This window comes from Paenibacillus sp. CR_12 (assembly GCF_041953985.1).
In the GTDB taxonomy this organism is placed as follows: domain Bacteria; phylum Bacillota; class Bacilli; order Paenibacillales; family Paenibacillaceae; genus Paenibacillus_AQ; species Paenibacillus_AQ lautus_A.
This window is the reverse complement of sequence record NZ_JAVFHO010000006.1, coordinates 277047-291069: the sequence shown is the minus strand read 5'-3', so window position 1 is coordinate 291069 and position 14023 is coordinate 277047. Positions and strand designations below refer to the sequence as shown.

Below are 14023 nucleotides of genomic sequence, written 5' to 3'. Positions count from 1 at the left end.
ACTCCTGTTAAGGTTGCTGTGCTAGCATAAATGTCGGGTGAGGATAAAATGGATCAAACGCGAATTCTAATCGTAGACGACGAACCTTCCATTGTGAAAATGCTGCAGATGGTGCTGCGCAAGGAAGGCTTTAACCGAATATACACGGCTTCCAGCTGCAAGGAAGCGCTCAGCGAAATCGCTGCGCACGGAGCGGATATCGTGCTGCTGGATGTCATGCTGCCGGACGGCACGGGATTTGACCTCTGTCCGCAGATCCGTTCCTATGGCAGTCCGCACATCCTGTTCCTGACGGCCAAGGCGTCGGATCTGGATGTGCTGACCGGTTTTGCGATGGGCGGGGACGATTATGTCACCAAGCCCTTTAATCCGCTGGAGATCGCTGCAAGGATCAAGGCGCGTCTGCGCCGGGGCGGCTTTGGACCGGCGGCTGCGGCAGAGCAGCAGGCGATTCAGCGCGCATGGGATTTCGGCCGGTTCAAGGTCGACGAAGCCGCAGGCGAACTGACGGTGCTGGGAGAGCCGGTGCCTTGTCCGGCGCAGGTCTTTCAGCTGCTGCTGTATTTTTGCAAGCATCCCGGGGTCGTATTCTCCAAGTCGCAGCTGTACGAAGCGGTATGGGGCATCGACGGCATGGGCGAGGACAACACCGTCATGGTGCATATCCGCCGCATCCGCGAGCGCATCGAGGAGGATCCGAGCAACCCGCAGTATCTGCTGACGGTCCGGGGGCTTGGCTACAAGCTGATCAAGGAGAAAGCGCGATGAGGCTGCGCAGAAGGCTTGCCTTCCATTTTACATACCAATTAATTGCATTCTCGGCGTTTATGTTTTGCTTTCTGATCGTGCTCTTATTCTTCCTAATCAAACATATCGGTGACGAAGAGATCAAACGCAACTTTCCTGCAGGCGTGCTGGAAGGCATCGTGACGGAGACGGTGACGGAGAATGGGGAGGTTCTGCTGGCCGATCATTGGGAGCTCTTGCTTCAGGAGGAGGGCATGTGGCTGCAGGTAGTGGATATGGCGGGCAATGCGATATACTCCACTAACACGGATTCGGATGTTCCGTCAGCGTACTCGGTAAGCACCTTGCTTCAGATCAAAGAAGAGCGGCGCTTTGGCGAATACACCATGGATTGGCAGATGGATCTGACTTATGAAGAGCCGCTGCTGTATCTGATCGGACGTATCGATAAGAGCTCGGACCATCTTCGGGAATGGGTTGCCCGTTTTCAGGACGGCGGGAAGGTGAGACCGGAGGATGAAGCCGAGCTGGGACGCGAATTGGCCGATCTAGGTGGTTATTTGCATGTGATTGATCGGGACGGGCGCGTTGTCCAAGCGATTGGGACGGGTTCCGATAATAAGGTGAGCTACCACCCGCTAGAGATCATCACCATGCAGGAGCAGCCGGGCACGTATTCCACGCATATCGCAGTTTACCGCGATGCGGACAGCGGCAACACCTGGGTATATCACACGCCTCAGGACGGGTCGCAGCAGAAGCGGCCAATGATGAACGAGCTGATCCGCGTGGCGCTGTGGACGATGATCTGCGTGCTTGTGCTGTCGCTTGGGGTGGCGATATGGCATGGATACCGGTACAGCCGTCCGCTGCTGCTGTTTACCGGATGGTTCGAGCGGATGGGCAGGGGAGCGTACGAGGAAGTGCTGACGCCGAAGGACCGGAAGCGGGTCTTCCGCAAGAACGGGAAGCTCCGCACGCGTTACAGGCTGTATAAGGAAGTGATCCATTCCTTTTATAGGATGGCGGAGCAGCTGGCCGAAACCGAACGGGAACGGGAGCGGCTGGATCGAAATCGGGAAGAATGGATGTCCGGGATATCGCATGATTTGCGTACGCCTTTGTCTTCCATTCAAGGGTACGGCTATATGCTTGAGAATGCACCGCAGGATTGGAGCCAGGAGGAATTGCGGGAGATGGGAACCGTAATTCGGGAAAAAGGCGACTACATGCTGGAGCTGATCAACGATTTCTCGCTCGTCTTCCGTCTGAGAAGCGAAATCCGCCCTCAGGAGCGGACCCGGCTTGACCTGAATGAGCTGGTGCGCCGCTGCGTGCTGAAATACGTCAATGATGCCACGCTGGATGCGAATTTCAACTATATCGGCGGCGAAGAGGCGCTGCCCGTCGACGGCAATGCCAAGTGGCTGCAGCGGTTGATGGATAACCTGATCACGAATGCCGTGAAGCATAATCCGGATGGGGTTAACGTCGAGGTCCGGGTGGAGAGTCGTCCCGGCGGCGCGGCGATCGTGGTTGCGGATCAAGGCGTGGGGATGGACGAAGAAACCCGTTGCAACCTGTTCGAGCGTTACTACCGGGGAACGAATACCGAAGAGAGCATGGACGGCTCGGGACTCGGGATGAGCATCGCGAAGGCGATCGTCGAAGCGCATAGGGGGCGGGTAAGCGTCTGGTCGGAATTGGGCAGGGGAACCACCATTACCGTATTTTTGCCTGAGGCCACCGCACAAGAAGGCGAGGGGGCAAGTACGCGCGGGAAGGAGTAGCCCTGCTGCTTGGATCCGCATATTCGGAATCGCTTCAAAAATCCTGCAACTTTCCTATCCTGCTCCTGCCCCGGGTGCGCTATAATGGCTAGGCAACGATTATATTTCATGTCCGGAGGATATTATGGGTTCAACTTCGTTTCGGCAATTGACCGGCAATGCGCGGGGCTGTCTCGTTTACGAGCCTCTGTTTCTAATCCCTTACAGCATGTTCACGACGTACACCTCCATCTACATGTACCAACTGGGGGTAACCGAGACGGGGATCGGCTGGATTACCTCGATCGGTCTGCTTGTGCAGGTGCTGTCCTCGTTTCTCAGCGGGTATTTAACGGACCGTTTGGGCCGAAAAAAAGCGCTCCTTTACTTCGACGTGCTGAGCTGGAGCGTGGCCACGCTGCTCTGGGCAGTCTCCCAGAACTTCTGGTTTTTTGTGATCGCCGCCGTCATCAACGGCTTTCAGAAGGTGCCGCATACCGCCTTTTACTGTTTGCTGGTGGAGGATACGGCGCCGAAGGAGCGTACCTACGTCTTTACGCTGCTGCAGCTGATTAGCGTCGTCGGCGGATTGTTTGCGCCGCTCGGCGGTCTTCTGGTGTATCATTTCTCGCTTGTGCCCGGGGTGCGCATCATGTTCGTCCTTGCCTGCCTCCTGATGACGATCCAGTTCATCGGGCGCCATTATGCGACGAGGGAGACGGAGATCGGGTACCGCAAAATGAAGGAAACGAAGGCGATGGGCCTGCGTGAAGGGATGTCCGACTATGTCCAAGTGATGAAGAGCATCCTGGGAAATCCGCTGCTGCTGATGATCTTCGGCGTTTATATCCTGTTTAATTTTCAGATGACGGTGAAGACAACCTACGTCTCCATCTTCATGGTGGAATATTTGCATTTGGGCAGCGGCCTGATCTCCGTTTTTCCGGCGTTCTCCTCCGTCATTATGCTGATATTCATGCGGTGGATCATGCCCCGGATCGGGGAGCGGCACGTGCACCGGACGATGGTATGGGGCTTTGTCATCTCGGTATTGTCCAATGTCATGCTGGTGTTTGCACCGCAAGGAGATCTGCTGGTGCTGAGCCTGAGCACCGTCATTGCCGCATTCGGCACGATGATGACGTATCCGTATCTGGAGACGGCGGTGGCCAATGCCATCGACGACGAGAACCGCGCCAAAATATTCGCGCTGCTCCAGGTGCTCATCCTCATCGTCATTTCGCCTTCCGGCATCATTGGCGGCTGGGCGTACGGCATCGATCCGAGAATACCGTTCCTGCTTGTGGCCGGCGCATTTGTCATCAGCATTCCGCTCATGCTGCTGTACAGCAACAAGGTAAAGGCAACTCCCATCGAAGCGGGGGTTTAGCTTGGAAAGGAGGGCCGAGCCCAAGACTGGCGTGCGTCTTTAGCGATATATACGAAAAGTAAAGAGTACGTACGAAGAGAGGCGCCCTAAGTCTTGGGGGGCCTTTTTTGTGCCTCTTATTGCAATTTGGTTAGTGTTCACTTATGATATGAGCATGAAAAAGAAACCTCATTTCGACAGCAAGAAGAAGGAAATTTTGCAGGCAGCCATGAAGCTCTTTGCCGAGAAGGGCGTGGACGGCGTATCGGTGAAGGAGATCGGCGCGGCGGCAGGCGTGACGGATGCGGCGATTTATAAGCATTTTACGAATAAGGATGCCGTTGCCGCGGAGGCGTTCGACGAATATTGCGGCAGTTATACGCGCTTGGTGGATGAATATGCTACCCGGCCCGGCCCGTTCGCGGTGAGGCTATCGGCTCTCGTAACCCGCGTACTGGAATCGTATGACGAGGATAAATACGGCTTGCTGCTATTGTCTCAGCATCACGAGCTGTTTACCGAGGTAGTCAAGAGCAGGGGGCGCCAACCGCTTGATGCTTTGGAGGAGCTGCTCGAGCAAGCGGTGCTGCAGCGGGATATTCCGCCGCAGAATACACGGTTAACGGCTGTTCTGATCATCGGTGCATTCAGTCAGCTTGCGATATCCACGATGCAGGGGGAGCTGGAAGAACCGCTGTCTCCGCTGTCACCTGAAGTAACGGCGCATTTATTGGCATTAACCGGTTTGGGAAAAGGTCAGGCGTGACCTTTTCTTTTTGCCATCAGGTTAGTGATTGTTAACCAAATTATTAGGGGGAGGACGCATATGAAAAAGGTTTTAATCATCCAAGGCAATCCCATTGAAAACAGCTATGGCCGTCACCTGGCGGAGGCCTATGCAAGGGGGGCGGGCGAATCCGGAGCGGAGGTGCGGAAGCTGGTGCTTGCGGAGATGGAGTTTGACCTGAACCTGTCCGGCGGCTATAAGGGCAAGCAACCGCTCGAACCCGATCTGCAAGAAGCACAGGAGCTGATTGCCTGGGCGGACCATCTGGTGTTTGTGTATCCGAATTGGTGGGGCGGCATGCCTGCGCTGCTCAAAGGGTTCATCGACAGGGTTTTTCTGCCGGGATTCGCCTTTAAGTACCGCCGGAACTCGCCTTTGCCGGAGCAGCTGCTCAAAGGGAAGACGGCCCGTCTGATCGTCACGATGGATTCGCCGTACGTTTACTACCGGTTCTATCTCGGACAGCCGGGACATCAGATGATGAAGCATTCCATTCTGAAGTTCTGCGGCGTGGGCACCGTCCGTGCCACGAACATTACCCAGCTCCGCAAAATGCCCGAGACGGCAAGAAGACAATGGCTCGAGCGCGTGCAGAGAATGGGACGGAAATTGGCGTGATCGGGTAGTAGGGGCGATGTGCAGTTCCTTCCAATGGCTTGACTTCTCGGGCAGGAGGATTATAATTCATACAACAAATGAAACGACCAAAGAATTGAATGGATCATGGTTCAAAATCAAATCTTGATGTATATGCCGGGGAATAGGGCCCAGGCGTTTCTACCAGGTTACCGTAAATGACTTGACTACATGAAGGTTGAGAATCCGCTCCCCAAGCCCGGCTTTGCATAAACATCGAAGCCGGGCTGCAAGATCGCCTGAAATGGGATCTAAGCACGTTTTAACGGATGGGGTGATGTGCAGACTATTAGCAATGCATGGCTGCCGCGCGGACTTCTCTTCCTCAATGGATATAGTTGCAGGCAACCCGGGCAGATACGCTGTCCGGGTTGTTTGGCGTGTTACGCAAGATCGATTTTGTGCTTTTACCGATTCATTATAAGAAAAACGTCTACCGACGACCGCAGTAAGAAGAAGTTTTTATTGCGAGATTAGGAAGTCACAAGCTTCCGAGTTTATACTTTCTGATATCTAAAAAAAGGGGAGCGTGCAATCATCATGAGTTCAATCCAGAGACAGAAACGATACGAGGTCAGCCGGCAGCTGGGGAAGGTTGCTTTAGGACAAGAGCCAGCCGATCTGGTCATCAAAAACGGCACGCTGGTCAATGTGTTTACGGGCGAGCTTCAGGAACGGATAGACGTGGCGATGGCGTGCGGGCGCATCGCTTATATCGGCAGCGCCGATCATACGATCGGAGAGGGGACGCAGGTGATCGAAGCGAATGGGCGCTTCATCTCGCCGGGTCTGCTGGACGGCCATATGCATGTGGAGAGCACGATGCTGACCGTAACGGAGTTTGCCAAAGCGGCCATCGTTACGGGAACGACCGGGGTTTATATGGATCCCCATGAGATCGCCAACGTGTTCGGCATGGAGGGCGTGCGCTGGATGCACGAGGAAGGGCAGCAGCTGCCGATGAAGGTGTTCACCACCATTCCTTCCTGCGTACCGGCGACGTTCGATCTGGAGGATGCCGGGGCGCAGCTGGGCGTAGCCGATATCGAGGAAGGGCTGACCTGGCCCGGCGTCGCTGGGCTTGGCGAAGTGATGAACTTCCCGGGCGTCGTATACGGCGATCCGACCATGAGCGGAGAGATCGAAGCCACGCTGCGTGCGGGCAAGACGGTGACGGGGCATTTTCCGGCCGAGGACGACCGGATGCTACAAGCCTATCTGGCAACCGGCGTCAGCTCCGATCATGAGACGGTAACGAGAGAGCAGGCTTTGGAAAAGGTTCGCCTCGGTATGCATCTGATGATCCGCGAAGGTTCGGCTTGGCAGGATGTGAAGGAAGTGATTAAGGTGGTAACGGAGGACAAGGTACGTACCGACAATATCTCCTTGGTCACGGATGATGTGTATCCGCAGACGCTGCTGCGGCTCGGCCATATGAACCATGTGGTCCGCCGCGCCATGGAGGAGGGCGTGGACCCGGTTACTGCGATCCAGATGGGCACGATCAACGTGGCTCGATATTTCGGCATGGATATGGAGCTCGGCAGCATTTCACCGGGCAAAACGGCTGATATTTTGCTCATTGACGATCTGAAGAGCATGGTGCCTTCGGTGGTGATCACGGACGGCGAAGTGGTCGCGGAGAACGGCCGTCTCGTGAAGGCGTTCCCGGCGTATTCGTATCCGGAAAAGGCCTTTCAATCGGTTCGGCTGCAGCGTTCGCTTACCGCCGACGACTTTTTGCTGCGCAGCAAGTTCGATGCGGCGCGTACGGAAGTGAACGTGGTGCGCGTCATCGAGAACAGTGCCCGTACCGCCAAAATGACCGCGGTGCTCGCCGTGGAGCAGGGCGTCATCCAGCCGGACCTGGGCCAAGACGTGGTTCAGCTGGCATGCATCGAGCGCCACGGCGCAACCGGGCAGATCTCGCTCGGCTTTGCGAGCGGCTTCGGACTACAGTCCGGCGCGGTTGCTTCCACGGTGGCGCACGATAGCCACAACCTGCTCGTGATGGGCACGAACGCCGAGGATATGGCGCTTGCGGCGAACGAGCTGGCAGCATGCGGAGGCGGCATGATCGTGGTGCAGAACGGCCAGGTGCTGGCGAAGGTGGCGATGCCGATTGCGGGCTTGCTGGCGGACCGTCCGGTCGAGGTTGTAGCCGAGGAAGTCGCTGCCCTGGAGGAAGCGTGGAAACAGCTCGGCTGCTCCATCCATGCGCCGTTCATGACGTTCTCGCTCATTGCGCTTCCGGTCATTCCGGAGATCCGCATTACCAATCGCGGGATCGCGGACGTGACGGAATTCAAGCTCATCGAGACGGAGATCGGTCCGGTACAATAAGGTGGCACATACATTAAAGCAGGTTGGCCTACATGGCTAACCTGCTTTTTTGGTGCGTAAATACTGGGCTTAGCCTGTGAGTGGATGCCGCAAGCCACGCTCCCATGGATAATCCTCACATAATCCATTGCCTACTTAGTGATTTTCGTCACAAATTGATAACTTTTTCACCTATTTCGGCCATTATATTGTGATGTCTATCACAATCCTTTAGGACGCGGTCTGCGACAATACAAAAAGAATCAAATTTGAAGTGATCACGTGAGCTAAAGGAAGGGGTATCTTTTATGGATCCGGTTATGCTGGCGCGAATCCAATTCGCATCGACAACCATTTTTCACTTTATTTTCGTACCGTTATCCATCGGATTGGCGTTTCTGATCGCCATCATGGAGACGATGTATGTTGTCAAGGGCCAGGAAGTCTACAAGAAAATGGCCAAGTTCTGGGGAAAGCTGTTCCTGATCAACTTTGCGGTCGGGGTTGTGACAGGGATTCTGCAGGAATTCCAGTTCGGGATGAACTGGTCGGATTACTCGCGCTTTGTCGGGGACGTATTCGGCGCACCGCTTGCGATCGAAGCCCTGCTGGCGTTTTTCCTAGAGTCGACGTTTATCGGGCTGTGGATATTCGGGTGGGACCGGTTATCCAAGAAGGTCCATCTGCTCAGCATCTGGCTGGTGTCCTTCGGCACCCTGATGTCCGCCTTCTGGATCCTGGCAGCGAACTCTTTCATGCAGCGTCCGGTCGGTTTTGAGATCAACAATGGACGGGCGGAGATGAATGATTTCTTCGCGCTGATCACGAACGGTCAGCTGCTGGTGGAATTCCCGCACACGATCTTCGGTGCGCTGGCAACCGGGGCTTTCCTGGTAGCGGGGGTAAGCGCGTATAAGCTGCTGAAGAAGCAGGATTTGGATTTCTTCAAAAAATCATTCCACATCGCCATCGTGGTGGGTCTCATCACCTCCATTCTGGTTGCGGTATTCGGCCACCAGCAAGCGCAGTATCTGGTGGATACGCAGCCGATGAAGATGGCCGCCGCCGAGAGCTTGTGGGAAACGAGCGACGATCCCGCGTCTTGGACGGTCATAGCCGCCATCGATCCGGATAAGCAGGAGAATACGATGGAGTTCAAAATCCCGTATTTGCTCAGCTTTTTGTCCTACAGCAAATTTTCCGGCGAAGTCATCGGAATGAAGGAGCTGCAAGCCCAATACGAGCAGGAATACGGTCCTGGAGACTATATTCCGCCGGTCCGCACCACCTTCTGGAGCTTCCGGATTATGGTGGCTGCCGGCAGCGTCATGATTCTGCTGGGATTGTACGGCGCGTGGCTGATGCTGCGCAAAAAAGTCGAGAAGGCCGGCAAATGGTTCCTCAGACTGATGCTGTTCGGCATTTCCCTGCCGTTTATCGCCAACACATCGGGATGGATCATGACGGAGATCGGACGCCAGCCTTGGACGGTATTCGGGCTGATCACCACGGAGAACAGCGTTTCGCCGAACGTAAGCGCAGGCTCGATCCTGTTCTCGCTCATCATGTTTACCGCCATTTATGCAGTGCTGGCAGCCGTGATGGCCTATCTGTTCATCAAAGTCATTAAGAAAGGACCGTATGCGGCGGAGGAAGACGATCACCACGCAAGCGATCCGTTTAATAAGGAGGACTACAATGCTGTCTCTTAACGAACTGTGGTTTGTGCTCGTCGCCGTATTGTTTATCGGGTTCTTCTTCCTGGAGGGCTTCGATTTCGGAGTCGGGATGTCCACGCAGCTGCTGGCCAAAAACGATACCCAGCGCCGGGTGCTGATCAACTCGATCGGCCCGTTCTGGGACGCCAACGAGGTTTGGCTGCTGACGGCGGGCGGCGCGATGTTCGCGGCCTTCCCGAACTGGTATGCCACGCTGTTCAGCGGGTTCTACATTCCGCTTGTCTTTCTTCTGCTGGCCTTGATCGGGCGCGGCGTGGCATTTGAATTCCGCGGCAAGGTGGGCGATGTCCGCTGGAAAAGGGTGTGGGACGGAGCGATCTTCACCGGAAGCGTGCTTCCGCCATTCCTGCTCGGCGTTGTTTTTGCCTGCCTGATCCAGGGGCTCCCGATTAACGAAGAGATGCAGCTGCATGCCGGATTCTTCGATGTCGTGAATCTCTATACCGTGGTCGGCGGGTTGACGATGGTAATGCTCTGCCTGCTGCATGGCTTGATGTTCACGACGCTGCGCACGCTGGGGGATCTCCAAGAGCGGGCGCGCCGCATGGCCCGGCGGCTTCTGATTCCTGTTGCGGCCCTGTTCGTGGCATTCGGGGTGATGACGTATTTCATGACCGATATCTTCGAGAAGCGCGGCGTGGCGTTAACCGTCCTGCTGGTGCTGGCCCTGCTTGCATTCCTGCTGGGCGGATATTTCATGAACGTCAAGCGGGACGGCTGGGCTTTCGGGATGACCGGCGCGGTCATCGCACTCTTGGTAACGTCCGTGTTCGTGGGCTTGTTCCCGCGCGTGATGGTCAGCTCCATCAACGCTGCATTTGACCTGACCATTTATAATGCGGCCTCCGGACCGTATTCCCTCAAGATTATGACGATTGTGGCCGTATCGCTGCTGCCTTTTGTTTTGGGCTATCAAATTTGGAGTTACTTCGTTTTCCACAAACGGGTACATGAGAAGGAGCATCTGGAGTACTGATGGGAAAAGATCTGCTGGGATACAAAGGCGCCAAGACGGTGTTCTTCCTTGTCGCCGTATGTACCCTGGCACAGAGCATGGCCATCCTTCTGCAAGCCAAATGGCTGGCGGAAGCCGTATCCGCCCTGTTTGCGGGATCAACGCTGCAGGAGCAGGGGGAGACCATTGCCTTGTTCCTGCTTGCCTTTCTGGCACGCCACGGGATCTCGGTCGTGCAGCAAGGAATCGCGCAGCGCTTTGCCGAGGAGACGGGCACGAGCCTGAGAAAGCAGCTGCTGGAGGAGCTGTTTCGGAACGGGCCGTCCTTTGTCCGGTCGGAAGGAACAGGCAATGTGGTTACGCTTGTGCTGGAGGGCATCGGCAAGTTCCGCAAATATGCGGAGCTGACCATACCTCGCATGATAGGGGCGGGCATTACCCCGGCGCTGGTATGGCTGTACGTTTTCATGACGGACCGGATCTCGGGCATCATTCTGCTGGTGACCATGCCGATCCTGATCGTGTTTCTCATCCTCGTGGGACTTGCCGCGAGAAAGCAGACCGAGCGGCAGCTGGATTCCTACCGGATGCTGTCCAATCATTTCGTGGATTCGCTGAGAGGGCTGACCACCCTGAAGTTTCTGGGACAGAGCCGCAAGCACGGCGCGAGCATACAGCAGGTCAGCGAGGGGTATCGTGCAGCTACCATGCGGACGCTGCGCGTGGCGTTTCTGTCCTCTTTTGCGCTGGATTTCTTTACGATGCTGTCCGTGGCGTCGGTTGCGGTAAACCTGGGCCTACGCCTCATTAACGGCAGCCTGGAGCTGTCGCCCGCGCTGCTCATCCTGATCCTGGCACCGGAGTATTTCCTGCCGGTACGCATGGTCGGAGCCGACTTCCACGCCACGCTGGACGGCAAGCAGGCAGGGGAAGCGATGCAATCCATCATCCGGGAAGCCCGAAAGGGGCACACGAGCGGAAGTTCGGGTTCTGTTGCCGCGGAGGGTTCGGCTAACGGCGCGGGTCCATTCGAGCCAACGGAAGCGCTTGAAGCCCCGGCGGCAGAAACGATGGAACGAAGCTCAACGGGCCTAACATTTAAAATTCAAAATAATTTCTCGGGTCCCAGCCGCAGGCCGCAGCCACCATTCCGATGGGAAAAGGACAGCGTGCTGGAGCTCTCCGGTATCGGCCTCAGACACGAAGAACAAGGGCCCGCTTCATTGGAGGAGGTCACCTTCCGAATACCGGGACGACGCAAGATCGGCATCGTCGGGGAGAGCGGAGCCGGCAAATCCACGCTGATCGAGCTGTTAGGCGGCTTCATGGCGCCAACATCCGGAGCGGTAGCGCTGAACGGCATGATGCTGGAAGAATCGAACCGACGCGAGTGGCGGTCGGAGGTCACCTATATGCCGCAGCAGCCGTATTTGTTCGGAGCAACCTTGGAGGAGAACGTGCGCTTTTATGCGCCGGGGGCGTCCAGAGCTAAAGTGGAAGCGGCGGTAAAGGCGGCAGGTCTGTCGGAGCTGGTAAAAAGCTTGCCGGGCGGCCTTGCGGAGATGATCGGCGGCGGCGGACGCGCTTTAAGCGGCGGCCAGGCACAACGCGTGGCTTTGGCCAGGGCGCTGCTCGGCGGCCGGCAGGTTCTGCTGCTGGATGAGCCGACGGCGCATCTGGATATTGAGACGGAGTATGAGCTGAAGGAGACGATGCTGTCCCTTTTTCAAGACAAGTGGGTATTTCTGGCGACGCACAGGCTTCACTGGATGCAGGATATGGATTATATCATCGTTCTGCACCAGGGGCGCGTTGCGGAAAAGGGAACCCACGAGGAGCTTATGGCACGACAGGGCGTCTATTACGGACTGATGACATCGCAGATGGAGGGAGTACAATGAAGCAGGAATCGTGGTTTCGACCCTATGTAACGGCAAATTTCTGGCGTTTTCTGCTCATTGTCACGCTGGGCGTGCTCACCATTATGTTTGCCGGGATGCTGATGTTCACATCCGGTTATTTGATCTCCAAATCCGCCCTGCGTCCGGAAAACATCCTGATGGTGTACGTGCCGACCGTAGGGGTTCGTACCTTCGGCATCGGACGGGCGGTGATCCATTACGTGGAGCGCCTGGTGGGGCATGATACGATTCTTCGCATCCTGTCCCGCATGAGGCTTCGGCTGTACCGCATTCTGGAACCGCAAGCCCTCCGTTTATCTTCCCGGTATCGCACCGGGGATCTGCTGGGGGTGCTCTCCGATGACATCGAGTATTTGCAGGACGTTTACATCCGAACGGTCTTCCCATCGATTGTTGCGCTTGTGTTATATGCCGGGGTCATTCTGGCCGTCGGTCTGTTTGATCCGGCATTCGCCCTTCTGCTCGCACTGTATATAGCGGTGCTGGTGCTGGTGCTGCCGCTGATCTCGCTGCTGCTCACCAAACGGAAGAATCGGGAAGTGAAACAGGCCCGCAGCCACCTCTACCGGAAGCTGACCGACGCGGTGCTGGGCATTCATGAATGGTACGTCAGCGGCCGGCAGGCGGAATTCCTGACCGGTTACGAGGCGGATGAAGCCGAGGTGGACCGGACCGACCGTTCGCTTAAGCGCTGGTCGCGCTTGCGCGCCTTTATCGGTCAAGGCGTGGTTGCCGTGACGGTGGTCTCGGTGGTGTATTGGTCGGGACGACAGTATGCGGACGGTGCCATCGACGTTACGCTGATCGCGGCTTTTGTGCTGGTTGTGTTCCCGTTAATGGATGCATTTCTGCCGGTATCCGAAGCCGTTGAGCGGATTCCGCAGTACGGCCAATCGGTCGCAAGGCTCCGGGCGATTGAAAGCGCGGATGCCTCCGAAGGGCGGCAGGACCTGCCGCAGATGCTGGATAAGGCAGAGGTGGAATCCGTCATAAGCCGCGGCGTTCATGTGAAGGCGGACGGCGTCAGCTTCCGCTATGATCAGGGGGCAGACGGCCCATCGGGGCTGGAACCATCCGGCGTGGACAGGGAGGCGTCTGCATTAACCGATGTGTCGCTGGATATTGCTCCCGGCGCCAAGGTAGCCGTCATCGGGCGCTCCGGTGCCGGCAAGTCGACCCTGCTGCAGCTGATCCAGGGCGTGCTGGCGCCATCGGGAGGAAGCCTTACCCTAGGCGGCGTGGAGTCAGCGCGTTTCGGCGATGAGATCTCTTCCGTCATTTCGGTATTGAACCAGAGTCCACACTTGTTCGACACAACGCTTGCGAACAATATTCGGCTTGGCTCTCCGGACGCCACGGAGGCTGAAATCCGGGAAGCCGCCGCCATGGCACGGCTTGAATCGCTGGTAGCCTCCCTTCCGGAAGGACTTGGCACCCGCATGCAGGAAGCCGGGCAGCGTTTCTCCGGAGGAGAGCGCCAGCGCGTGGCCTTGGCCCGAATCCTGCTGCAGAAGACGCCCGTTGTCATTCTGGATGAGCCCACGGTCGGGCTAGATCCCAGAACCGAGCGGGAACTGCTGTCCACCATGTTCGCCAGCCTGCAGGACCGCACCTTGATTTGGGTGACGCATCATCTGGTCGGCGTGGAGCGCATGGATGAGATCCTCTTCATGGAAGACGGTCGAATCGTTATGCGGGGCACCCACGATGAGCTGATGGAGCGATATCCGCGGTATCGGAACTTGTACCGTTTGGATCGTCCGGCGGTATAGACAGC

10 protein-coding genes and 1 riboswitch are annotated in these 14023 nt (G+C 56.7%); all 10 genes read left to right on the top strand.

Annotated elements, in window-relative coordinates; translation table 11 throughout:
• Positions 1–48 precede the first annotated feature (48 nt).
• The 10 genes from RB297_RS22910 to cydC all read left to right on the top strand — a co-directional run bounded on the left by RB297_RS22910 (position 49) and on the right by cydC (position 14018).
• Positions 49–768, top strand: coding sequence for a response regulator transcription factor (locus RB297_RS22910; RefSeq protein WP_277747270.1), 720 nt, complete (start codon positions 49–51; stop codon positions 766–768).
• Complete coding sequence (locus tag RB297_RS22905; RefSeq protein WP_192570333.1) at positions 765–2537, top strand: sensor histidine kinase; 1773 nt, start codon at positions 765–767, stop codon at positions 2535–2537. Before RB297_RS22910 ends, RB297_RS22905 begins: the two co-directional genes overlap by 4 nt.
• Positions 2538–2661: 124 nt before the next feature.
• On the top strand, positions 2662–3906 hold the full coding sequence (locus tag RB297_RS22900) for an MFS transporter (RefSeq protein ID WP_375121529.1): 1245 nt from the start codon (positions 2662–2664) through the stop codon (positions 3904–3906).
• A 154-nt stretch (positions 3907–4060) separates the two neighbouring features.
• Positions 4061–4651: a TetR/AcrR family transcriptional regulator gene (locus RB297_RS22895; protein WP_375121617.1), complete on the top strand. Its 591-nt coding sequence runs from the start codon at positions 4061–4063 to the stop codon at positions 4649–4651.
• Positions 4652–4711: 60 nt separating this feature from the next.
• Positions 4712–5290 carry an NAD(P)H-dependent oxidoreductase gene (locus RB297_RS22890; RefSeq protein WP_192570335.1) on the top strand — a complete coding sequence of 193 codons (579 nt, stop codon included), beginning with the start codon at positions 4712–4714 and terminating at the stop codon, positions 5288–5290.
• 106 nt (positions 5291–5396) lie between these two features.
• A riboswitch (purine riboswitch) is annotated at positions 5397–5498 on the top strand.
• A gap of 350 nt (positions 5499–5848) precedes the next feature.
• The gene (gene ade, locus RB297_RS22885) at positions 5849–7651 is read left to right on the top strand and encodes an adenine deaminase (RefSeq protein WP_375121528.1); all 1803 of its coding nucleotides are present in this window, start codon (positions 5849–5851) and stop codon (positions 7649–7651) included.
• 287 nt (positions 7652–7938) lie between these two features.
• Positions 7939–9342, top strand: coding sequence for a cytochrome ubiquinol oxidase subunit I (locus RB297_RS22880; protein WP_375121527.1), 1404 nt, complete (start codon positions 7939–7941; stop codon positions 9340–9342).
• Positions 9329–10345, top strand: coding sequence for a cytochrome d ubiquinol oxidase subunit II (gene cydB, locus RB297_RS22875; RefSeq protein WP_009590373.1), 1017 nt, complete (start codon positions 9329–9331; stop codon positions 10343–10345). Before RB297_RS22880 ends, cydB begins: the two co-directional genes overlap by 14 nt.
• A complete protein-coding gene (gene cydD / locus RB297_RS22870; RefSeq protein ID WP_375121526.1) occupies positions 10345–12225 on the top strand; it encodes a thiol reductant ABC exporter subunit CydD in 1881 nt (626 codons plus the stop codon). Before cydB ends, cydD begins: the two co-directional genes overlap by 1 nt.
• Positions 12222–14018 carry a thiol reductant ABC exporter subunit CydC gene (cydC, locus tag RB297_RS22865; protein WP_375121525.1) on the top strand — a complete coding sequence of 599 codons (1797 nt, stop codon included), beginning with the start codon at positions 12222–12224 and terminating at the stop codon, positions 14016–14018. The genes cydD and cydC overlap by 4 nt, the downstream gene beginning before the upstream one ends.
• The last annotated feature ends 5 nt before the right edge of the window (positions 14019–14023 follow it).

What these genes read in the sequence shown, in the direction of transcription:
- ade (WP_375121528.1), top strand. Translation starts at nt 5,849, where the DNA reads ATGAGTTCAATCCAGAGACAGAAACGATACGAGGTCAGCCGGCAGCTG.
- RB297_RS22900 (WP_375121529.1), top strand. Translation starts at nt 2,662, where the DNA reads ATGGGTTCAACTTCGTTTCGGCAATTGACCGGCAATGCGCGGGGCTGT.
- RB297_RS22905 (WP_192570333.1), top strand. Translation starts at nt 765, where the DNA reads ATGAGGCTGCGCAGAAGGCTTGCCTTCCATTTTACATACCAATTAATT.
- cydB (WP_009590373.1), top strand. Translation starts at nt 9,329, where the DNA reads ATGCTGTCTCTTAACGAACTGTGGTTTGTGCTCGTCGCCGTATTGTTT.
- cydD (WP_375121526.1), top strand. Translation starts at nt 10,345, where the DNA reads ATGGGAAAAGATCTGCTGGGATACAAAGGCGCCAAGACGGTGTTCTTC.
- RB297_RS22880 (WP_375121527.1), top strand. Translation starts at nt 7,939, where the DNA reads ATGGATCCGGTTATGCTGGCGCGAATCCAATTCGCATCGACAACCATT.
- RB297_RS22895 (WP_375121617.1), top strand. Translation starts at nt 4,061, where the DNA reads ATGAAAAAGAAACCTCATTTCGACAGCAAGAAGAAGGAAATTTTGCAG.
- cydC (WP_375121525.1), top strand. Translation starts at nt 12,222, where the DNA reads ATGAAGCAGGAATCGTGGTTTCGACCCTATGTAACGGCAAATTTCTGG.
- RB297_RS22910 (WP_277747270.1), top strand. Translation starts at nt 49, where the DNA reads ATGGATCAAACGCGAATTCTAATCGTAGACGACGAACCTTCCATTGTG.
- RB297_RS22890 (WP_192570335.1), top strand. Translation starts at nt 4,712, where the DNA reads ATGAAAAAGGTTTTAATCATCCAAGGCAATCCCATTGAAAACAGCTAT.